Origin of the sequence: Kitasatospora sp. NPDC056731 (genome assembly GCF_040687675.1) — a bacterium.
Taxonomy (GTDB): Bacteria; Actinomycetota; Actinomycetes; order Streptomycetales; family Streptomycetaceae; genus Kitasatospora.
This window is the reverse complement of the sequence record NZ_JBFBNR010000055.1, coordinates 25,563-46,664: the sequence shown is the minus strand read 5'-3', so window position 1 is coordinate 46,664 and position 21,102 is coordinate 25,563. Positions and strand designations below refer to the sequence as shown.

The following is a 21,102-nucleotide window of genomic DNA, read 5'->3' as shown; positions in this document are numbered from 1 at the left end:
CCGGCATCGCGATGGGCCGGGCCGGCTCCGACCTGGCGCTGGAGACCGCCGACGCGGTCGTCGTCCGCGACGAACTCGCGACCGTCCCCACGGTGCCCGGGGGACAGGCCCCCGGGCGCGGCCGCGGAGCCCCGACAACGAACGGCCCAGCAGAAAGAGGATCGCGACGATGACCACGCAGGACCCCTGGTGGGCGCACGACATCATCGTGTGCCTGACCTTCGCCCGCCACCGCGGCCCCGCACACGTCCTCGCCGCCTACGGGGCAGCCGCCGAACCGGTCCGGGAGCTGACGCTGCAGCAGGCCCGCACCACCCTCCCGATCGCGGAGGGAGGCGTCGTCCTGCGCACCGGTGTCCTCGGGGACGGGGAGTGGGCGTTCTGCCACGAGAGCGGCGAGCCCGAGGGCTTCAAGGAGGCCGTGCTCTCACACCTGTCGGCAGGCACCGAGGCCGTCCAGCTGTACAGCGTCAACGGCATGACCACCCTCGAACGCTACCGGGACGGCGTACGGATCGAGTCCTTCGAGGCGGGCTTCCCGTCGACGCTGCGCAGCGGCCCGGACCACCCGCTGTGGGACGCGGTCCAGGTGCTCCCGGACCGCTCCACGGCCACGCAGGCGGCCGAGGGCGTCCAGGCGTACCTGGGCGTCCGCATCGACGGCGACGTCCTGGAAGGCCCCCTGCCCACCGCGTACCTGCCTCCGGAGCGACGGGCGCCACTCTCCTCCCGCGCCCCCGCAGCCCCGGAGGACGCGTCCTCACAGGGGCTCGGCCGCCTCCTCCCAGGGCTTCCCCCGCACCCCTAACCCGCCGGCGCAGGACGCCACCGCTCGGGACGCCACCGGCCTCGACCTCCACCCCGCCAGAATGGGGTCTGTACAGTCAAAGGCTCTGTCCCGTAATCGGTGGTGACGAAGGGTGACGTCGGTCGTTGGCATGATGTGCGTGATGTCAACGAGCTTGTGAGCGTGGTGTTTTCGGGGCTGTCGGCCCTCGTCATCGAGGGGGTGGCGGACGAGGGCGAGGTCATCCGGGTGTCGGCGCGGACGCGGGATGATCCGGTGCCGTGCCCGGTGTGTGGGCGGCCGACGGGGCGGGTGCACGGGTTCCACGGCCGGGTGGTCGCGGATGTCCCGGTGGATGGGCGGCGGGTCGTCGTCTCGGTGCGGGTCCGACGTCTGGTCTGCCCGGTGCTCGGCTGCCCACGGCAGACGTTCCGCGAGCCTGTTCGCGCAGTTGCGCGATGGTCTCGCGCACCAGCCGCTGCCGGGTGCTGATCTTCTCCAGCATGTCCCTCATGGGGTCCTCCCGCCGTCGTCGGCCCGCGCGGCGGGCGGGTCGCGCCAGCTCGCAGTGGCGGTGCGGGTCAGCCGGTGGAGCATGACGTCGGTCATCGACCAGTGGACCACCGCCACCGAACTGGCGGGCAGTGCCTCGTAGTCCCGCGCCAGGCGGCGGTGCAGCATCAAGGTGCCCCACGTCTGCTCGACCACCCACCGCTTCGGCTCGGGCGTGAACCCTCGTGTGCCGGGCGCGCGCTGGACGACCTCGACATCGATGCCCAGGCGGGCGCCGTGCGCGACGACGGCGTTCTTGAATCCGGCGTCGACCCATGCCTTGGTCACGGTGGGCGCGCTCGCGGCGACCTGACCAGCGCTGGCCGGATCGACCTGGACCGCACAGCAGCGATGATCGCCGCCCAGGCCGTCATCCAGGCCGAGGCCGGCGCCGACATCGTGGGACCGGCCGCGATGGTCCGGGGCACCACCTCCTGCGTGCGCCAAGCCCTGGACGAGAACGGCCACCGCGACGTGGCGACCATGCCCCATCTGATCTTCGACTCCGCCCTCTACGAGGGCTACCGGGCCACCATGCGGGCCACCCCGGCCTCCGGTGCCCACCGACCGTTCCAGATCAGCCCGCGCCAGCCGGAAACCGCGGTGGACACCGGTCTGGCTTTCGTCGGCGAGGGGGCCGACATGCTGCTGCTGGAACCAGGGATGCTCTCGGTGGATGTGCTCACCACCCTCAAGCAGAAGACCGCGGCGCCGCTGATGCCGTTCTCCGTCTCCGGCGAGTACACCCGGCTCGCCCCGCTCGATCCGGGCACCGGGCGGCGGGACTTCCGCCCGCTGCTGGAGCTGTTCATGATGCTCAAGCGCTCGGGTGCCGAGCGGATCATCACCTATGCCGCTGCTGACCTCGCGCGGCTGCTGGCCGGCTGAGCGGCCGGGCGGATCTCCGACAGGATCGCCTCGGCGCCCTGGTCCAGGAGAAGGCCGGCCACCTGGATACCCAGCTTCTCCGGCTCCGAGACGGGGCCGGAGAAGCTGGCCTCGACCTGGTTCGTCCCGTCCAGGGAGGTGACCTGCGCGTGCAGCGACAGCGTGTCGCCGGCGGCCTTCGCGTAGGCGCCGACCGGAACCGAGCACCCGCCGTGCAGTTCGCCGAGCATTGCCCGCTCGGCCCGAACCTCCGCGTCCACTACCAGGTCGCCGGTGTCGGCCAGAATTTCGCGGGCCAGCTCGTTGTCCTCGCGGATCTGGATTCCGAGCGCCCCCTGACCGGGGCTCGGGGGGAACTGGCCAAGCGGCAGCAACTCGCCGATCGCGCCGTCCAAGCCGAGTCGCACCAGCCCGGCCGCCGCCAGAACGACGCCGTCGAGGTTCATCGTCTTGAGCTTGTTCAGCCGGGGCGGCACGTTTCCGCGGATCGGCACGAAGACCAGGTCCGGGCGGACGTGCAGCAGCTGGGCGATCCGGCGGGCCGCCGACGTGCCGACCCGGCCACCCTGCGGCAGGTCGGCCAGCGTCGAGCCGCACAACGCATCCCGCACGTCCTCGCGGCCGGGCGGGGGCAGCAGCACCAGGCCGGGCGGGTTGCTGGTCGGCAGGTCTTTCAACGAGTGGACGATCACGTCCACCTCGCCCCGCACCAGCGCGGCTTCCTGCTCGGTGGAGAACGCGGAGCCGCCCGAGTGGGCCGACACCTGCGACAGGGCCGTCTTCCGGTCCCGGTCACCGCCTTCAAGGATCACCTGGTGCCGGAACTCGACGTCGGGGAAGCGGTCCCGCAACGGCGCCAGGAACTCCCTGACCTGCGCTCGCGCGAGGTGACTGGCCCGCGATCCGACAATCAGCGTCCGCATTCCCGAACTCCCGGCACCTGAAGAGATGTTGACCGCATGCTACTCGAACACGGTCCTACCTTTTTCCGACGGTTTGTCGGAGTCGTGATTGGAGAGATCGAATGCCGTCCACCCGCCGCACGATCCGCATCGGCGCCCGCGCCTCGGCCATGTCGCTAGCCCAGGTTGCAAGCGTCCGGGCCGACCTGGCCGCACTCCACCCCGACGTGACCACCAAGCTGGTGCCGTTCGTCGCGGCCGGCGACCGCGAGCCCGGCGAACAGGCCGAACTGCACGACAAGGGCGCCTTCACCGGCGACATCGAGGAAGCCCTGCTGAGCGGGGTGTGTGACCTCGCGGTGCACTGTATGAAGGACGTGGCAGGCGACCCGCTGGTCACCCCGGGCACCGTCTTCGCGGCCCACCCCAAGCGGGCGAACATTCGTGACGCCCTGATCCACCCGGGCGGCCTCACCCTCGACCAGCTGCCGCCCGGCACCCGGGTCGCCACCTCGGCGGTGCGGCGTGTCGCCCAGCTCACCCGCAGCCACCCCCACCTGGACCTGGTGCCGATCAGGGGGACGGCGAACCTGCGGCTGGCGGTCCTGGAAGCCGGGGAGGTCGATGCCCTGGTGCTGGCCGCCTCCGGGCTGGAGCGCATCGGTGAACAACACCGGATCAGCCAGGTCCTGACCGTCGAGCAGATGTGCCCGCCACTGGGGGCAGCCGTGCTCGGCTTGCAGTGCCGCGAGGATGACGCCGACCTGATCGACCTCCTCACCCCACTCGGCGACCGCGCCACGACGCGGGAGATCACCGCCGAGCGGGCCCTGCTCAACGCCCTGCGCGGGCACTGCAACAGCCCGATCGCCGGGTTCGCCCGCGCCTTCGAGGACGGGCACCTGGGCCTTCGCGCGATGGTCTTCTCCCCGGACGGCGCCACCGTGCTGGAAGCCCGCCAATCGGCCGGCCAGCTCAGCCCGGAAGCGCTCGGCGTGGGGGTCGCCGCCACCTTGATCCGCGACGGCGCCCGCGAGCTGATCGACTCGATCGACCACTGACCTCGCCCCTCGGAGGCGCCGGGGCCCTGCCCGGCGGCCTCCGGGAGGCCGTCGCAGGGCCATGCCGCTTGGCTCCCCGAGGGGGCTACCGCGAGCCGGTCGGCTGTCGCGGTTCTGTTTTCGCATCATCTTCCCTTGCCAACAATCCTCAGCCATCGTCTTGACCTCCACGTGCGAGTACGCTTCGAGAGCGTAGGCAACGACACTGACAACCAGCCCTGGGGCAAGGAGAGATGGCAGCGACGCATCGGCTGTTCGACGGCGCCTCTACCGATCGAACTGAATCAATCAGGCCCCTCGCCCGCTAATCACTGCAGGTCAGGAAGTATCGGCCCCGCGCTCGCGGGGGTTGCTCCCTGGCGACGGGCGGCAAGTGAGCTCTGCTCCGATCGGCCCCGCGCTCGCGGGGGTTGCTCCCAGACCGAGGACGTCCGCCTCGCCCAGGCCTGATCGGCCCCGCGCTCGCGGGGGTTGCTCCAGCAAGGAGGTCAAGGCCTGGTTCTTCGGCGGATCGGCCCCGCGCTCGCGGGGGTTGCTCCTGGGCGCCCGCCGCCTGCCGACGGCGGCCTCCATCGGCCCCGCGCTCGCGGGGGTTGCTCCACGGCCCGCTACACCACCACGGACCTTGTGGTATCGGCCCCGCGCTCGCGGGGGTTGCTCCCTTGGTGATCGTCTGGGTTCTCGGTTCGGTCGATCGGCCCCGCGCTCGCGGGGGTTGCTCCGAGTGGATCAGGCCGCCGAGGACGGACGCGGGATCGGCCCCGCGCTCGCGGGGGTTGCTCCCTCGCGGGCGGTGCGCTCGTCCAGGCAGGCCGATCGGCCCCGCGCTCGCGGGGGTTGCTCCGGCGACCAGGCCGTGACCTTGTCCTGCTCGTCATCGGCCCCGCGCTCGCGGGGGTTGCTCCGCAGGTACTGCCGGACGCCCGCGAGGACCGGGATCGGCCCCGCGCTCGCGGGGGTTGCTCCGCGTCGTTCAGCTGCTGGCCGATGGTGGGCAGATCGGCCCCGCGCTCGCGGGGGTTGCTCGCCAGCAGCGCCACCTCCCGCGGGTAGACGAAGATCGGCCCCGCGCTCGCGGGGGTTGCTCCTGAGCGGCAAGCCTGACGTGCTGCCAGTGCGGATCGGCCCCGCGCTCGCGGGGGTTGCTCGCCGCAGGCCTTGGCCACGCTGCTGGTCGACACATCGGCCCCGCGCTCGCGGGGGTTGCTCCCACCACCTCGCCGCCCGGCTCGATCTCCAGGTATCGGCCCCGCGCTCGCGGGGGTTGCTCCCGGCACAAGGCCGAGATGAAGCTCAAGCAGGCATCGGCCCCGCGCTCGCGGAGGTTGCTCCGTGGACGGCCCGCTTTTGATCCGCCGTCCGTGGTCCTCATTTCACCCGTTGCCGACACTGTCCATATCGGCCCCGCGCTCGCGGGGGTTGCTCTCCCGATCAGAAGGCCTGCGAGGGCCATGGTGAATCGGCCCCGCGCTCGCGGGGGTTGCTCCAAGCGGGGGCCACGCCGTCCGACTGCAAGCAATCGGCCCCGCGCTCGCGGGGATTGCTCCATGGCCTTCCTCGCCGCCGCCGGCAGGCTGACATCGGCCCCGCGCTCGCGGGGGTTGCCCCACCGCCCGGGGCGATGGTGTGGGCCAGGGCTCATCGGCCCCGCGCTCGCGGGGGTTGCTCCCCGCCAAGCCGTGCACCCCTCCCCGCCTGCACATCGGCCCCGCGCTCGCGGGGGTTGCTCCGACCGCGACACCACCCACCAGGCCGACGTCCAATCGGCCCCGCGCTCGCGGGGGTTGCTCCTGCGTACGGTGGTGGTCGCGATGCCGGCGTCCATCGGCCCCGCGCTCGCGGGGGTTGCTCCCCAGGCGCACCCCGTGCTTCTTGGCCCAGACGATCGGCCCCGCGCTCGCGGGGGTTGCTCCTACATGTGCCAGTCGACGGCCCGCGACCTGTTATCGGCCCCGCGCTCGCGGGGGTTGCTCCATCTACAGGCTGCTCGTCCAGGCGGCCGCGCAGTCGGCCCCGCGCTCGCGGGGGTTGCTCCAGGGTTGACGTCGTCTTCCCCGTGCCACCCTTGTCGGCCCCGCGCTCGCGGGGGTTGCTCCGGCAGGAGCAGGGCGGACCCGTCGTCATAGACATCAGCCCCGCGCTCGCGGGGGTTGCTCCGACCCCGACCGCATCATGGCGCCGGCGCGGAGATCGGCCCCGCGCTCGCGGGGGTTGCTCCCTCTCCACCGCACTCAAGGTCGAGCACCTGGAATTGGCCCCATGCTCGCGGGGGTTGCTCTCAAGATCGGCCGCTCGGCTCTGTCCATGGAACATCGACCCCGCGCTCGCGGGGATTGCTCCATCGCCGCGCTGAACGCCCAGACCGAGGCCAAATCGGCCCCGCGCTCGCGGGGGTTGCTCCAGGTCCCGCTTGGTGAAGGCCCCGACCAGCGGATCGGCCCCGCGCTCGCGGGGATTGCTCCCCTGGGTTCGGTCGGGCGTTCGCCGGCCTGCCGATCGGCCCCGCGCTCGCGGGGGTTGCTCCACTCTGTTCACGGTCGACGTCCATATGAGGTCGTCAGCCTCCCGGTGATGTCCCTTGCTGTCTCCGGGTGGCGGCCGGTGAGCTCTTGCCGCCGGTCGTGGGAGGGCTTCAGGCCGTTGCGCGTCTGCGGGATCCGCTTGGTGCCCTTGGCCTTGCGCGGGCGCTTGTGGGCCTGCGTCCGCCTGGCCGTGTCGGTGCTGGCGGCTCGGGGGATCACGGGCGGTTCGGGGAAGACCGCGGGGCCTGCCACGCCCCGCGCAGCAGAGGCCAGGCGGCGCCGTTCCAGCGGGCCCAGGGGCCGCAGCGCTATCCGTGCCTACGCCTGGCGCGCGCCCACGCCGCACACGTACGGTGCCCGGCCGGCGGCCGCGTGGCGGAGGAGGGTGAGGGCCTGTTCGGAGGGGGAGTTGGCGGGGGTGGTGCACACGATGAGCGCCTGGTCTGGTGAGCGGGCGATTGACAGGGTCTGCTGGGTCACCGTGACCGTGCCGACGACGGGGTGGTGCAGGGCGTAGGACGAGGCGTCGCACGGCACTACGCGGTGGTTTGCCCACAGGGTGACGAACTCCGGGCTTTTCATGGTCAGTTCGCCGATCAGACCCGCGAGCAGCGCGTCCTCCGGATGTCTGCCGACGGCGATGCGCAGGTTGCCGACCACCGCGCGTGCCTTGCGTTCCCAGTCCGCGTACAGGTCTCGGCAGTGCAGGTCGAGGAAGAGCATCCGGCTCATGTTCGGTCGTCGTGCCGGGTCGTCCGGGCTGAGGAGGTCGAGGTGGCCGGCCAGCAGGGCGTGTCCGAGGGTGTTCCAGGCCAGGACGTCGGTGCGGCGGCCGAGCACGATCGCGGGGACGCCGTCGACGGCGCGGAGGAGGTCCCGGGTTTCGTCGGCGAGCTTCTCGGGCCGTGGGCGGCGTGGCCGGGGTGTGTGGCGGGCGGTGTCGGCGAGCCGGTCGAGGTGGGCGCGCTCGTGGGTGTCGAGCAGGAGGGCGCCGGCGATGGCGTCGAGTACCTCGGCGGAGGCCCCGCGGGACAGGCCCTGTTCGAGCCGGGTGTAGTAGGAGACGCTGACGCCCGCGAGTTGGGCCAGTTCTTCGCGCCGGAGCCCGGCCACCCGTCTGCGGGGCCCGAGGTCGCGCAGGCCGACGTCCTCGGGCCGCAGCTGCGCCCGTCGGGCTTGGAGGAAGGCACCGAGTGGGCCTGGTCCGTTCATCGCCCCAGTATTCGGTGGGCGGCCCGCTCCCTGCCACACCCTGCGAGGGGTAGGACAAGCCGGGAGTGGTTGGTGCCCGTCCGGGTGTCCAGGATCGATCTCATTCGGCCGCCCGTTCGGCCGCGTACCCCGGACCCGAGGACGGACCGCATGGATCAGAACATCAACCAGAGCATGGATCAGCACATGGATCAGCACATGGATCAGGCCCCCGACCAGATCACCCTGGGCGACGTCACCGTCACCCGCGTCAAGGAGTTCTACGGCTCGACCGGGCTGACGCCTGGCCAGTTCTTCCCCGGCAGCCCCGACGGTTCGTGGGACGAGCACCGCGACTGGCTGGTGCCCGACTTCTGGGACCCGGAGACGGACGAGTGCCGTACGGCGATCCAGTCCTGGCTGCTGCGCAGCGAGGGACGCACGATCCTCGTGGACACCGGCGTGGGCAATCACAAGGACCGTCCTTACGCGCCGGTGTGGAGCCGCCTGGACACGGGCTACCTCGACAACCTCGCCGCTGCCGGCGTGCGGCCCGAGGACGTCGACGTCGTGGTCAACACCCATCTGCACATCGATCACGTGGGCTGGAACACCCGCCTGGACGGCCGGGACTGGGTGCCGACCTTCCCGAACGCCACGTATCTGATGCCCCGGCGGGACTTCGAGTTCTGGGACCCGGCCAACGAACACAGGAGCGTGCTGGGCCGGGGGAACCAGAACGTGTTCGAGGACAGCGTCGCACCGGTCCACGCGGCGGGGCTGACACACCTGTGGGAGGGGACGTACCGGATCGACGGGAATCTGCGTCTCGATCTCGCTCCCGGGCACACTCCCGGCTCGTCCGTGCTCATCCTGGAGTCCGGCGGCGACCAGGCCTTGTTCGTCGGGGATCTGGTGCACACCGCGTTGCAGATCGCGGAGCCGGAGACCAATTCCTGTTTCTGCGAGGACCCGGCGGAGTCCCGCGCGACCCGGCGCAGGCTGCTCGGCCGCGCCGCCGAGAACAACGCGCTCGTCCTCCCTGCGCACTTCGGCGGCAGGGGGGCGATGGAGGTCGCGCGCAGCGGGTCGAAGTTCGCGATCAAGGAGTGGGCGGGTTTCTCCCGGATCTCCTGACGTCCTGATCTCCTGACGTCCCGTCCGGAGATCCCTCAAGCGATGTCCCCTTCGTTCCCTTCCAGAGAGGAAGTCATCCCGTGTCCCGACAGGCAGATCCGGTCGTCGAAACCCCGGCGGGCGCCGTGCGCGGCGTCCGTGACGAGTCCGGCAAGCGCTTCCGCGCCCTCCCGTACGCGGCGGCGCCGGTCGGTGCCGGCCGGTTCGCCGCGCCCGCGCCGCACCCGGGCTGGTCGGGTGTCCGTGACGGCAGCAGGCCCTCGCCGACCGCTCCCCAGCCGGCCCGGGACTTCGGCCGGCTCGACATGAGCCCCTACTTCGGGCCGGGCTGGGTGCCCGGCGAGGAGTACCTGACCGTCGACGTCCACACGTCGGCTGCCGACGGGGGCGGGCGCCCCGTCATGGTCTTCGTGCACGGCGGCGGGTTCGTCACCGGTTCGAACCGCGCGGCGCTCTACGGCGGCGGCGCGTTCGCCCGCGACGGCGTCGTCCTGGTGACGGTGAACTACCGCCTCGGCGTGCCGGGGTTCCTGGAGCTGGCGGGTGCTCCGGCCAACCGCGGGCTGCTCGACGTGCTCGCCGCGCTCAGGTGGGTGCGGGGCTCGGTGGCGGCCTTCGGTGGCGACCCGGGGAACGTCACGGTCTTCGGCCAGTCCGCGGGTGCCACGCTCGTCGGCGCGCTGCTCGCGACTCCGGCGGCCGCCGGTCTGTTCCGGCGGGCGATCGTCCAGAGCGGCAACGGCTGCGGCGCGTTCACGCCGGAGCAGGCGCAGCGGGTCACCGCCGCGGTGGCGGCCGCGCTGGGCGTCGAGCCGACCGTGGAGGCGTTCGCCCTGGTCCCGGACGAGCGTTTCGTGGCGGTCCTGCCCGCGCTGGCCGGCCTGGATCTGCGGACCGGCACCGCTTCGGACCCGCTGGCCGGGCTCAGCCCGTTCAGCCTGGTCCTGCCGGCGCAGCCCGCCGACGCCCTCGCCGACGGCCCGGCCGCCGACGTCGATCTGCTCATCGGCACCACCACCGAGGAGGGGCGCCTCTACGTCGTCCCGCAGGGCGGTCTGGAGTCCACCACGGACGCCGACGTGCTCGCCGTCGCCGCCCGGGTGCACACGGACCCGGAGGCCGCCCTCGCCGCGCACCGCGCGGCCCGGCCGGGCGCGACACCGGGCGAGCTGCGCTCTGCCGTGCTCAGGCAGGCCCTGTTCGAGGCCGGTACGGCGCGTCTGGCGCAGGCCCACGCGCGGGTCTCGGGCGGCCGTACGCACCGTTACTCGTTCGGGTACCGCTCGACGGCTCTGGGCGGGCGGCTCGGCGCCGCCCACACCGTCGAACTGCCCTTCGTGTTCGACGTCGCCGACGAACCGTGGCTGCACGGGGACACCGGGCTGCTCGGGCCCGAACCCGCCCCGGCGGGACTCGCAGCCCGGGTCCACAGTGCCTGGGTCGCGTTCGCCGGCACCGGGGACCCGGGCTGGGAGGCCTACGACCTGCGGCGCCCCGTGGTGGAGGCCTTCGGCAGCTGAGCGCCGCCAGCAACCACCAGGGGCTGCCGGCGGCCGCCCGAGACATGGCTCCCCCGAGGCCGGACGGGGGACGCGGACCTGGCTACTTCGGGATCCACGGCCCGCCGTTCGGGCCTCGCCTCGCCCAACGCCGAAAAGGTCACTCGCCCCTCAGCGGTTTGACGATCGTGTGGGTGATGATCTGCCCCTGGATGGTCTTGGTCCCGAGAGTCTGCTGACCGACCTGCTTGGCAGCGGGCTTGGCAACGGGCTTGGCGGCGACAGACTGGGCGGGGGCCTCGCCGGTGGTGGTCTCGTCGGGCTGGTCGTCGGACATGGGCGGTCTCCTTCTGGTGTGCTCCGATCAGGCGTAGTCGATCTTGCCTTCCGCAGTCCTGGAACAGCCAGTCGATTACGAGCCATGGTCATCAGCAGCCGTAGCCGACCAGGCACACCAGCTCGGCGGCCTCCAACTACAGGGTGCGGAAAGCTCATCGGCTCTCCCCGAACCGTCCGTCCTCCCGGTCGCCGGGGCGCCGGTGAGCGCAGGGCCCGGTCAGGCGACCAGGCGCAGCCAGGCTGCCGCGAGTGCGGCGTGGCCGGCGGGCGTCGGGTGGACACCGTCCGCGGACCAGTGTTCCGGGCCGGCCGCGGCGGCGAGTTCGGCGAACATGCCGTCGGCGGCGAGCAGGTGCGCGCCGTAGGTGCGGGCGAGCTTGCGCACGGCCTGGATCTTGGGGTCCAGGTCGGTGCGCCATTGCTGCCGCTGATGCTCTCCGATGAAGGCGGCGCCGGCCTCGATGACGCCGTGGATCGGCAGGAGGAACGGCTCGATGAGGATCAGCTGCGCGCCCGTCTCGGCGAGGGGCGCGAGCAGGCGGTCGTAGCCCGCTTCGAACTCCTCCGCGGCGATCACGCGCCCCGCCGGGTCCAGCGTGTGCCAGCCCATGTCGTTGACTCCGACGAGGATCGACACCACATCCGGGCGGGCGTCGAGCACGTCGGCCTGCCAGCGGGTTTCGAGGTTCATCACCTTGTCGCCCGCGTTCCCGGTGTTCAGCCAGGTCACGGGCCGGTCCGGGTGCCGGAAGCCCCACTCGCCCGCGATGCGCAGCGGGTAGCCGTACCCGAGGCCGTCTTCGCTCTGCTGCCGTTGGCAGTCGGTGATCGAGTCGCCGGTGAACATCACGGTGCTTCCCGGTCGGATGGTGATCGTCATGTGCGCTCCTTGAACATGAATATGGACGTGGGCATGAACGTGGACGTGGGCATGAACGTGGACGTGGACGTGAATTCGGTTGACGTGAACGTGAATTCGGGCGAGGAGGGGCAAGGCCGGACCTCTCGAAGGTGCCGGACCTCGCCGTCATCGGGCTGACAAGCGCCGCCATGTCACCGCCATGCCACCGTCATCGCGCTGACGGCCCCCGAGGCCGGTGGGCCGCCGCCAACCGGGCCGGTGGCTTTTCTGCTTCAGTCGAAGATTCAGAGGATTCGGCAGCCCCGCGGATCCGACAGCAGAAGCCGCGAGACCGAGGTGCGGATGACGTCCAGCCCAGTTCCCAGTCCATCCGCCAGCCCTTCTCCCAGCCCGCCGGAGCGTGCGTCGGGCTGCTCGGCCGGCCGTCCGCTCGTGCCCGGTGCGGTCGCGTTGTCCGGGGTCAGCAAGGCGTTCGGCGTGGTCAGCGCCGTGGACGGGATCGATCTGGAGGTCAGGCCGGGCGAGTTCTTCTCGATGCTCGGGCCGTCCGGGTCGGGCAAGACCACGGTGCTGCGCATGATCGCGGGCTTCGAGGCGCCGAGCGCCGGCCGGGTGCTGCTGGGCGGGGTCGACGTCACCGGCTTGCCCGCGTTCGACCGCGACGTCAACACGGTGTTCCAGGATTACGCCCTCTTTCCGCATCTGTCGGTGTGGCAGAACGTCGAGTACGGGCTGAAGGTCAAGCGGGTGCCGCGGGCGGAGCGGGCCGCACGGGTGGCCGAGGCGCTGGCGAGCGTGCAGTTGCCCTCCTTCGGTGACCGGCGCCCGGCCGAACTGTCCGGCGGGCAGCGCCAGCGGGTCGCGCTGGCCCGCGCGCTGGTCAACCGCCCGTCCGTGCTGCTGCTCGACGAGCCGCTCGGCGCCCTCGACCTGAAGCTCCGGCTGGAGATGCAGCTCGAACTCCAGCAGATCCAGCGCGAGGCCGGGATCACCTTCGTCCTCGTGACCCACGACCAGGACGAGGCGCTCACGATGAGCGACCGGATCGCAGTCCTCAACGCCGGCCGGATCGAGCAGGTCGGCACTCCCGCCGAGGTGTACGAGCGGCCGGCCACCGCGTTCGTGGCGGGCTTCGTCGGCACCTCGAACCTGCTCCGGGGCGCCTGCGCCGAGCAGGTCTTCGGCCGGCCCGGGACGTACTCGGTGCGTCCCGAGAAGATCCGCATCGCCCGTCCGGAGGACCCGACGGGGCCCGACGAGTACGGCGTCACCGGGACGATCGGCGAGGTCGTCTACGCCGGCGCGCAGACCCGCTTCCTGGTCGACCTGGCGGCGGGCGGGCGGCTGGTGGCCGTCCGGCAGAACCTCGACGGCTCCGGTCTCGATGGCTCCGGCCTCGACGGCTCCGGTCTCGACGACTCTGGTGCCGACGACTCCCGCCGCCGGGGGGCGAGCGTCCTCCTGGCCTGGCGGCGACACCACACCGTCCGTATCGACAACTCCTGACCCTCAACCCTTGACGAAAGCGATCGAGTTCATGAGCACCACGCGCCCCCGACGCCGCCGAACCCTGCGCCGCCGCCCCCTGAGCGCCCTGGCAGCCGCAGCCGCCCTGCTGCTTCCCGTGGCGTGCGCGTCGAACTCCGGTGGTGGCGGCGGCACGGGCACCGGGTTCACCGCACCGGACATCCCCGCGCAGAAGTCCCTCGGCCCGGGCGAGGGCACCGTCAACATCGTCGCCTGGGCCGGCTACGTCGAGTACGGGCAGGACAACAAGGCCGTCGACTGGGTCACCCCGTTCATCCGGCAGACCGGCTGCAAGGTGAACCTCAAGGTGGCGGGCACCTCGGACGAGATGGTCGCGCTGATGAAGACCGGCCAGTACGACACCGTCTCGGCTTCCGGTGACGCGACGCTGCGCCTGATCGCGGGCGGCGACGTCGCGCCCGTCAACACCGCGCTCGTCCCCAACTACGCCGACGTCTACCCCGGGTTGAAGAACCGCCCGTGGAACTCGGTCAAGGACGTGCCGTACGGAATCCCGCACGGGCGCGGCGCCAACCTGCTGATGTACAACACCGACAAGGTCACCCCCGCGCCGACCTCCTGGGGTGCGGTCTTCACCCCGGACTCGCCCTACGCCGGGCACCTCACCGCGTACGACAGTCCGATCTACATCGCCGATGCCGCGCTGTACCTGATGAGGACCAAGCCCGAGCTCGGCATCAGGAACCCCTATGCCCTGACCTCCTCCCAACTGGACGCCGCGGTGGCGCTGCTCAAGGTCCAGAAGAAGCAGGTCGGCTCCTACTGGAGCGACTACACCAAGGAGCAGGCGGCGTTCGACTCCGGCGACGCCCTGATCGGCACCACCTGGGAGGTGATCCAGCAGGCGGTCGCCGCCGACGGCAGGGTGCGGACGCAGGCGGTCCTGCCCGTCGAGGGTTCCACCGGCTGGTCCGACACCTGGATGGTCTCGGCGCACGCCCAGCACCCCAACTGCGCCTACGCGTGGATGGATTACATCGTCTCGCCGTCGGCCAACGCGCAGGTCGCCGAGTACTTCGGCGAGGCCCCGGCCAACTCCAAGGCCTGCGCGCAGATCACCGACAACCCGGGCTTCTGCGCCGACTACCACGCCACCGACGAGAACTGGTGGAAGGACGTCTACTACTGGACCACGCCCACCGCGCAGTGCGCCGACGGCAGCGGCCGCGGCGACTGCACCGCGTACGCCCAGTGGGTCACCGCCTGGAACGGGATCAAGAGCTCTTGAGCGCCCCCGCCACGGCACGCACCCCGGCGCACACCCCCGCGCGCACCCCGACACGCACCCCGATGCGCCGGCTGGCCGGGCTGCTGGACCGGCGCCCCGGTCTGCGGCTCGCGGCGCTGCTGGCGGCGCCGATGACCTGGCTGGTGCTGGCGTACCTCGGCTCGCTGGCGATCCTCCTGCTGTCCGCGTTCTGGACCACCAACGCGTTCACCTCCGCCGTCGAGCAGCGCTGGACCCTCGACAACTTCCGGTCGCTGCTGACCGATCCGCAGTACCGGACGGTCGCCGTGCGCACGCTGGGCATCGCGGTGTCGGTGACGGTGATCGACGCGGTGGTCGCCCTCCCGATGGCCTTCTTCATCGCCCGCGTCGCTCGGCCCGGGAGCCGGCGCCTGCTGCTGGTGGCGGTGCTGACGCCGCTGTGGGCCGGCTACCTGGTCAAGGCCTACGCCTGGTGGGTGATGCTCAGCCACGGCGGTGTCCTGGACTGGGTCACCGCCCCCTTCGGCGGGCACTCCCCCGGTTTCGGCGTGCCGGCGGTGGTCATGGTGCTCGCGTACCTGTGGCTGCCCTACATGGTGCTGCCGCTGTGCACCGCGTTCGGGCAGCTGCCCGACAGCCTGCTCGCCGCCGCGGCGGACCTCGGCGCCGGCCCCTGGCGGACCCTGCGCACGGTGGTGCTGCCGCTGGCCAGGCCGGCGCTCATCGCCGGGTCGGTCTTCACCTTCTCGCTGAGCCTGGGCGACTACCTGACGGTGCAGATCGTCGGCGGCACCACGTCCATGCTCGGCAACGTCATCGCGTCCAACGTGACGCTGAACCTGCCCCTGGCGGCCGCAGTGTCCTGCGTCCCGGTGCTGCTGATCGTGGGCTACCTGCTCGCCGTGCGCCGCACCGGCGCGCTGGACAGTCTGTGAGGCCGAGGCCCTGATGCAACTCTCCCGCGGTGCCCGGATCCTGCTCCGGACGGCGACGGCCCTGGGGTTCGCCGTCATCTACGCCCCGCTGCTGCTGGTCCTGGTGAACTCCTTCAACGCCTCGCGCTCCTTCGCCTGGCCGCCGTCCGGCTTCAGCACCCGCTGGTGGACGGCCGCCTGGCAGGAGACCGGGCTGCGCGAGGCACTGGCCACGTCGCTGAAGGCCGGGCTCGGGGCCACCGGGGTGGCGCTGGTCCTGGGCACCATGGCGGCCTTCGCCGCGACCCGGTACCGGTTCTTCGGCCGGCAGTCGGTCTCCTTCCTGCTGATCCTGCCGATCGCCCTGCCCGGCATCGTCACCGGCATCGCGCTCAACGCCGCGTTCCGCACCGTGCTGACCCCGCTCGGGGTGGGTTTCGGCCTGTTCACCGTGGTCGTCGGGCACGCCACCTTCTGCATCGTGGTGGTGTTCAACAACGTGTCGGCGCGGCTGCGGCGCATCGCGCCGTCGGTCGAGGAGGCGTCGGCGGACCTCGGGGCGGACACCTTCCAGACCTTCTGGCACGTCACGCTGCCGGCCGTGCGCGGCGCGCTGCTCGCCGGGGCGCTGCTGGCCTTCGCGCTCTCCTTCGACGAGATCGTGGTGACCACCTTCACCGCGGGCCCCGGCACCCGGACGCTGCCGCTGTGGATCTTCGAGAACCTGGCCCGGCCCAACCAGGGCCCGGTGGTGGATGTCGTGGCCTCGGTGCTGATCGTCCTGGCCGTCCTGCCGGTCTACCTGGCGCAGCGCCTGTCCGGCGAGCAGCTGGAGGGGCACGGCCCCTGAGCGGCCCCCGGCCGCAGGCGCTCGCGGGGGGGGTCGCGCCGGATTCCGTCGGCGCGACCCCGCCCAGAACGAGCACGCTCGGGACGAGCACGCTACGGCAGCTGTACCGGGGTGAAGGTGCCCGCTGGCGTGTCGGCGAGGGCTCCGTTCATGGCGTCGCGCCAGATCGGGCCGGCCAGGGTGCCGCCGAAGGCCTGGCCCACGACGGTGCCGCCGATGCGCTGGCCGTCCAGGGGCTTGGGGTTGTCGGTGTCGCTGACGACGGTGGCGCCGGCCATCTCGGGGGTGTAGCCGACGAACCAGACCTGGCGGCTCGCGTCGGTGGTGCCGGTCTTGCCGGCGCTGTCGCGGCTGCTGAGGCCGGCGGTCTGACCGGTGCCGTCCTCGACGACGCCCTTGAGCATAGCGGTGACGGTGTCGGCGGTGGTGGTCGACATCACGGCGGAGCAGTTCGCCTGCGGCACCGCGAGCTGCTTGCCGTCGGGGCCGGTCACCGAGGCGATGGCGGTCGGCGCGCAGTAGGTGCCGTGGGCGGCGAAGGCCGCGTAGACGCCGGCCATCTCCAGCGGGGTCAGGTCGTTGCTGCCGAGCGTCATCGACGGGACGACCTGGAGCTTCTCGCCGCCCGCCTGCTGGGTGATGCCGAGCTTGTTGGTCATCTGGGCGACGTTGCAGAGCCCGGCGTCGCCCTCCAGCTTGGCGAAGTAGGTGTTGACGGACTGCGCCATGGCCGTCTTCATGTCGAACTGGCCGGTGAGGCTCTGGCTGTCGTTGTGCACCTGCCCGGCGGAGGGGAACCGGCCGCCGGAGCAGTCCGTCATCGCCGGCCACGGGATGCTGTAGTCGGTGGTGTAGCTCTGGCTCGGCGAGATGCCGTTCTCCAGGGCCGCCGCGGCGACGATCGGTTTGAACGTCGAGCCGGTCGGGAAGCCGAGCCCGCCGCCCATGGCCTTGCCGACGTTGTAGTTGATCTGGGTCTGGTGCTGCTTGCCGTCGACGCCGTACGGGCGGCTCTGGCCCATCGCGAGGATCTTGCCGGTGCCCGGCTCGACGATGCTCATCGCGGTCGCGGCCTGGTCGCCGGCGTTCACGTGGGCGGTGACGGAGGCGTAGAGCGAGGCCTGGGCCTTGGGGTCGAGCGTGGTGTGGATCTGGAGGCCGCCGCGCTTCCACACCGCCTGCCGTTCGGCCGCCGACTTGCCGAAGGCCGGATCGGTGAGCACGGTCTGGCGCACGTAGTCGCAGAAGAAGCCCTCGCCCTGCTTGGCCAGGATGCAGCCCTGCTGCGGCGCCTGGACGTTGAGCCCGAGCGGGGTCGCGATGGCCTGCTGGGCCTGCTCCTTGGTGATGTGCCCGTACTCGGCCATCTTGCGCAGCACGGTGTCGCGCCGGTCCTTCGCCGCGGTCGGGTTGACCGTCGGGTCGTAGCCGGTGGGCGACTGCACCAGGCCGGCGAGCAGCGCGGCCTGCGGCAGGGTGAGGTCCTTGGCGTGCACGCCGAAGTAGCGCCGCGCTGCCGACTCGATGCCGTAGGCCTTCTCGCCGAAGAAGGTGATGTTCAGGTAGTTGGTGAGGATCTGGTCCTTGCTCAGGGTCTCCTCGACCTTGATCGCGTACTTCAGTTCCTGGATCTTGCGGCCGACGGTCTGGCGCTGCGCCTCGGCCACCTTCTGCGGGTCGTCGCCCGCCTCGTCGACGAAGACGTTCTTCACGTACTGCTGGGTCAGGGTGGACGCGCCCTGCGCGGTGCCGCCGGAGGTGGCGTTCTTGTCCAGGGCGCGCAGCACGCCCTTGAGGTCGATCGCGCCGTGCTCGTAGAAGCGGTTGTCCTCGATGTCGACGAGTGCGGTCTTCACCAGCGGGGATATCTGCTCCGCCGGGACGACGGTGCGGTCGCGGTCGTACACGGTGGCGATCGTGCCGCCCTGCGCGTCGAGGATCGTCGAGGCCTGTGAGAGCGCCGGGGTCTTGAAGTCGTCGGGCAGGCTCTGGAAGTCGTCGGCCGCCGACCGGGCGCCGAGCCCGGCGGCCGCCACTGCGGGCAGGGCTATGCCCGCCGCCACGATCCCGGCGATCACGCTCACCCCGATCAGCCGCGTTCCGTGCCCCAGTTTCCGCATCTCCATCGCCTCCCGCTTCTCCGCCATGTCGTGCGCGACGTTACGTGCGCGTCATGAGGAACTCCTTGGGAGGTGGGCCCCGCCGTGTCACAGCCCTGTGACAGTCCGCCGCTCGCCTCGGGTTCTGGCGGTTGTCGCGACACCCCGTCCAGCCCGGCTCCGGCGAACTCCGCGAAGTCCGTCATCCGAGGCGGCGGAATTGACACTTCCTGCCGTTGGCGCCGGAGAGCGCAAGGGCGGTCTTTCCGAAATCCGGCAGCCCGGGGGAGGCTCCCGCGAAACCCGGGGCGACATATTCGCCCGTGGCGGGCCCGAGCCTGCTAGAGTCGTACGAGTTGCAGTAGTGGTTCCCATGGACTTTGTGTGCGCCTGCTGATGTTTTGCAGGCGCATTTTTGTTTCCCGGCTCTTCCCCGGGTGGGTGCTCATCGCGGCGACTCGGAGCCTGCATGGTGCGGGCTTCGGACAGCCCTTGAAGGAGATTATTTTTATGGCTAATGGCACCGTGAAGTGGTTCAACGCGGAAAAGGGCTTCGGCTTCATCGAGCAGGAGGGTGGCGGCCCGGACGTCTTCGCCCACTACTCGAACATCAACGCCAACGGCTTCCGTGAGCTGCTCGAGGGCCAGAAGGTCGAGTTCGACGTCACGCAGGGCCAGAAGGGCCCGCAGGCCGAGAACATTCGCCCGCTGTAGTTTTTCTGCCACGGCACCCGCCTAGCAGCGAGGGGCCCGCACCGCGTACATGTTGCCCGGTGCGGGCCCCTCGGCATTGCGTCACGGACGCATTCCCGGCCGATCAGGCCCCCTGGCTCCGCCACCGGCGGCCATCCCCACGCGAGACCCACAGCTCCGCGTCCGGATCGGCGCCCTGCCGTGACAGCTCACGGTTCGAGGTCGTTCGCTCCCGCCCCTCCCGGGTGAGCGCCGACCGTAGGTGACGTGCCGCACGGTTCTACCGTCCACGCTCCGCCCGTCACACTTCCGGCCCGTTCCCTTGCGGTCTCCGTCGGCGCCCCGCGCCACGGGGCCTTCCTCGTGACGCGCCGCCTTGAGGAAGGTCTCCACGTGAACCGCTCCAGTCGCTCCTCGTACCAGAACGCCAACTCCCGCTCCGGCGCAGGCTCCCGCTCCGGCGCAGGCTCCCGCTCCGGCGGCAGTTCCTTCTACGGCTCCCGTCCGGCCGGCGGCCGGCGCTCCTCCGACCGGGGCCGCCGCCAGGACTCCTCCCCGCAGGGCGAGTTCGCGATGCCGGTGAGCACCACTCCCGCCCTGCCGGCCGTCGAGTCCTTCGCCGAACTGGACATGCCCGCAGCCCTGTTGAAGACGCTGACCCGCCAGGGCGTCACCTCGCCGTTCCCCATCCAGGCCGCGACGCTGCCCAACTCGCTGGCCGGCCGCGACGTGCTCGGCCGGGGCCGCACCGGCTCCGGCAAGACCATCGCCTTCGGTCTCGCCGTCCTGGCCCGCACCGCGGGGCAGCGGGCCGAACCCCGCCGCCCGTTGGCCCTGGTGCTGGTCCCCACCCGGGAGCTCGCGCAGCAGGTCACCGAGGCGCTCACCCCCTACGCCCACTCCGTGCGCCTGCGGATGGCGACCGTGGTCGGCGGGATGTCGATCGGCCGCCAGGCGCAGGTGCTGAACCGCGGGGCGGAGGTCGTGGTGGCCACCCCCGGCCGGCTCAAGGACCTGATCCAGCGCGGCGACTGCCAGCTGGACGGGGTCGGCGTCACCGTCCTCGACGAGGCCGACCAGATGGCCGACATGGGCTTCCTGCCCCAGGTCACCGAGCTCCTCGAACAGGTCGCCGAAGGCTGCCAGACCATGCTGTTCTCCGCCACCCTGGACCGCAACGTCGACCGCCTCGTGCGGCATTTCCTGAACGACCCGGTCACCCACTCGGTGGACCCGTCCGCAGCAGCGGTCAGCACCATGGAGCACCACGTGCTGCACGTGCAGAACCACGACAAGAACGCCACGATCGCCCACATCGCCTCCCGCGACGGCGGGGTGATCATGTTCACCGACACCCGGGACCGCGCCGACGCGCTGGTCGAGGACCTGCTCGCCAACGGGGTCAAGGCCGCGGCCCTGCACGGCGGCAAGTCCCAGCCCCAGCGCAACCGCACCCTGGAGCAGTTCCGCACCGGCCAGGTCACCGCGCTGATCGCCACCAACGTCGCCGCCCGGGGCATCCACATCGACGGCCTCGACCTGGTCGTCAACCTCGACCCGCCGAGCGACCACAAGGACTACCTCCACCGGGGCGGCCGCACCGCCCGGGCCGGCGAGTCCGGCACCGTCGTCACCCTCGTCCTGCCCAGCCAGCGCCGCCAGATGGCCCGGATGATGACCACCGCCGGCATCACCCCCGTCACCACCAGGGTCCTCGCCGGCGACGAGGACCTGACCCGCATCACCGGCGCCCGCGTCCCCACCGGTGTGCCCGTGGTCATCGCCGACCCCGTCGTCGAGCGTCCGCGCCGCAGCGCGGCCACGAACCGCGGCCGCCGCGGACGCCCCGCCTCCACCGGAGGCGACACCCGCGCGGCCTCCGGGCGCGACAACCAGGGCTCCTCGGGCCGTCGCCGGGCGCCCAGGCGCGTCGCCGTCGCCGCGTAGCACCCCAGCGGGCCCGGCTCACGGTGCGGACCGGGCCCGCGCAGCCCTCCCAGGCCTGGGAGGCCTCCGCGGCCCCGCGGCCCCGCGGTCCGCTCCGACGT

The 21,102-nt window shown here is 71.7% G+C and carries 16 protein-coding genes, 2 pseudogenes and 2 CRISPR repeat arrays; of the genes and pseudogenes, 12 read left to right on the top strand and 6 right to left on the bottom strand.

Annotation, left to right across the window (positions count from 1 at the left end):
* Positions 1–169: 169 nt before the first annotated feature.
* Both AB0R04_RS34335 and AB0R04_RS34330 read left to right on the top strand, forming a co-directional pair.
* Complete coding sequence (locus AB0R04_RS34335) at positions 170–808, top strand: DUF6461 domain-containing protein (RefSeq protein ID WP_363377505.1); 639 nt, start codon at positions 170–172, stop codon at positions 806–808.
* A gap of 165 nt (positions 809–973) precedes the next feature.
* Positions 974–1,231, top strand: a pseudogene (locus tag AB0R04_RS34330) (transposase family protein); the annotation flags it as partial.
* Between the two features lie 66 nt (positions 1,232–1,297).
* On the opposite strand, the pseudogene AB0R04_RS34325 reads toward AB0R04_RS34330, so the two are convergent.
* Positions 1,298–1,642, bottom strand: a pseudogene (locus AB0R04_RS34325) (transposase); the annotation flags it as partial.
* Between AB0R04_RS34325 and AB0R04_RS34320 the strand changes: the two are divergent.
* Positions 1,577–2,227: a hypothetical protein gene (locus tag AB0R04_RS34320; protein WP_363377504.1), complete on the top strand. Its 651-nt coding sequence runs from the start codon at positions 1,577–1,579 to the stop codon at positions 2,225–2,227. The pseudogene AB0R04_RS34325 and the gene AB0R04_RS34320 overlap by 66 nt on opposite strands.
* Here AB0R04_RS34320 and hemC (AB0R04_RS34315) read toward each other — a convergent pair.
* The gene (gene hemC / locus AB0R04_RS34315; protein ID WP_363377503.1) at positions 2,188–3,150 is read right to left on the bottom strand and encodes a hydroxymethylbilane synthase; all 963 of its coding nucleotides are present in this window, start codon (positions 3,148–3,150) and stop codon (positions 2,188–2,190) included. The genes AB0R04_RS34320 and hemC (AB0R04_RS34315) overlap by 40 nt on opposite strands.
* Positions 3,151–3,251: 101 nt before the next feature.
* Here hemC (AB0R04_RS34315) and hemC (AB0R04_RS34310) point away from each other — a divergent pair, with 101 nt between their 5' ends.
* Positions 3,252–4,190 carry a hydroxymethylbilane synthase gene (hemC, locus tag AB0R04_RS34310; protein WP_363377502.1) on the top strand — a complete coding sequence of 313 codons (939 nt, stop codon included), beginning with the start codon at positions 3,252–3,254 and terminating at the stop codon, positions 4,188–4,190.
* A 327-nt stretch (positions 4,191–4,517) separates the two neighbouring features.
* Positions 4,518–5,522: a CRISPR direct-repeat array (repeat unit 28 nt; unit sequence ATCGGCCCCGCGCTCGCGGGGGTTGCTC).
* A 65-nt stretch (positions 5,523–5,587) separates the two neighbouring features.
* A CRISPR array of direct repeats spans positions 5,588–6,714; the repeat unit is 29 nt; unit sequence ATCGGCCCCGCGCTCGCGGGGGTTGCTCC.
* A gap of 316 nt (positions 6,715–7,030) precedes the next feature.
* On the opposite strand, the gene AB0R04_RS34305 is transcribed toward hemC (AB0R04_RS34310), so the two are convergent.
* Complete coding sequence (locus tag AB0R04_RS34305; RefSeq protein WP_363377501.1) at positions 7,031–7,924, bottom strand: helix-turn-helix transcriptional regulator; 894 nt, start codon at positions 7,922–7,924, stop codon at positions 7,031–7,033.
* Positions 7,925–8,122: 198 nt separating this feature from the next.
* Between AB0R04_RS34305 and AB0R04_RS34300 the strand changes: the two genes are divergently transcribed.
* Complete coding sequence (locus AB0R04_RS34300) at positions 8,123–9,040, top strand: MBL fold metallo-hydrolase (RefSeq protein WP_363377508.1); 918 nt, start codon at positions 8,123–8,125, stop codon at positions 9,038–9,040.
* Positions 9,041–9,120: 80 nt separating this feature from the next.
* Positions 9,121–10,560, top strand: a complete 1,440-nt coding sequence (locus tag AB0R04_RS34295; RefSeq protein ID WP_363377499.1) for a carboxylesterase family protein — start codon at positions 9,121–9,123, stop codon at positions 10,558–10,560.
* Between the two features lie 139 nt (positions 10,561–10,699).
* Here AB0R04_RS34295 and AB0R04_RS34290 read toward each other — a convergent pair whose 3' ends face one another.
* Positions 10,700–10,876: a hypothetical protein gene (locus tag AB0R04_RS34290; RefSeq protein ID WP_363377498.1), complete on the bottom strand. Its 177-nt coding sequence runs from the start codon at positions 10,874–10,876 to the stop codon at positions 10,700–10,702.
* Positions 10,877–11,095: 219 nt separating this feature from the next.
* The gene (locus tag AB0R04_RS34285; RefSeq protein ID WP_363377497.1) at positions 11,096–11,758 is read right to left on the bottom strand and encodes a GDSL-type esterase/lipase family protein; all 663 of its coding nucleotides are present in this window, start codon (positions 11,756–11,758) and stop codon (positions 11,096–11,098) included.
* A gap of 432 nt (positions 11,759–12,190) precedes the next feature.
* Here AB0R04_RS34285 and AB0R04_RS34280 point away from each other — a divergent pair, with 432 nt between their 5' ends.
* The 4 genes from AB0R04_RS34280 to AB0R04_RS34265 all read left to right on the top strand — a co-directional run bounded on the left by AB0R04_RS34280 (position 12,191) and on the right by AB0R04_RS34265 (position 16,262).
* On the top strand, positions 12,191–13,246 hold the full coding sequence (locus tag AB0R04_RS34280) for an ABC transporter ATP-binding protein (protein ID WP_363377496.1): 1,056 nt from the start codon (positions 12,191–12,193) through the stop codon (positions 13,244–13,246).
* 10 nt (positions 13,247–13,256) lie between these two features.
* Positions 13,257–14,516 (top strand): ABC transporter substrate-binding protein, encoded by a 1,260-nt coding sequence (locus AB0R04_RS34275; protein WP_363377495.1) that lies wholly within the window; start codon positions 13,257–13,259, stop codon positions 14,514–14,516.
* Positions 14,517–14,578: 62 nt separating this feature from the next.
* The gene (locus tag AB0R04_RS34270) at positions 14,579–15,433 is read left to right on the top strand and encodes an ABC transporter permease (protein ID WP_363377507.1); all 855 of its coding nucleotides are present in this window, start codon (positions 14,579–14,581) and stop codon (positions 15,431–15,433) included.
* 13 nt (positions 15,434–15,446) lie between these two features.
* Positions 15,447–16,262: an ABC transporter permease gene (locus tag AB0R04_RS34265; protein ID WP_363377494.1), complete on the top strand. Its 816-nt coding sequence runs from the start codon at positions 15,447–15,449 to the stop codon at positions 16,260–16,262.
* A gap of 92 nt (positions 16,263–16,354) precedes the next feature.
* Here AB0R04_RS34265 and AB0R04_RS34260 read toward each other — a convergent pair whose 3' ends face one another.
* On the bottom strand, positions 16,355–18,409 hold the full coding sequence (locus AB0R04_RS34260; protein ID WP_363377493.1) for a transglycosylase domain-containing protein: 2,055 nt from the start codon (positions 18,407–18,409) through the stop codon (positions 16,355–16,357).
* 462 nt (positions 18,410–18,871) lie between these two features.
* Between AB0R04_RS34260 and AB0R04_RS34255 the strand changes: the two genes are divergently transcribed.
* Positions 18,872–19,075, top strand: a complete 204-nt coding sequence (locus AB0R04_RS34255; RefSeq protein WP_030918248.1) for a cold-shock protein — start codon at positions 18,872–18,874, stop codon at positions 19,073–19,075.
* Between the two features lie 372 nt (positions 19,076–19,447).
* Positions 19,448–21,001 (top strand): DEAD/DEAH box helicase, encoded by a 1,554-nt coding sequence (locus tag AB0R04_RS34250; protein ID WP_363377492.1) that lies wholly within the window; start codon positions 19,448–19,450, stop codon positions 20,999–21,001.
* Positions 21,002–21,102 lie beyond the last annotated feature (101 nt).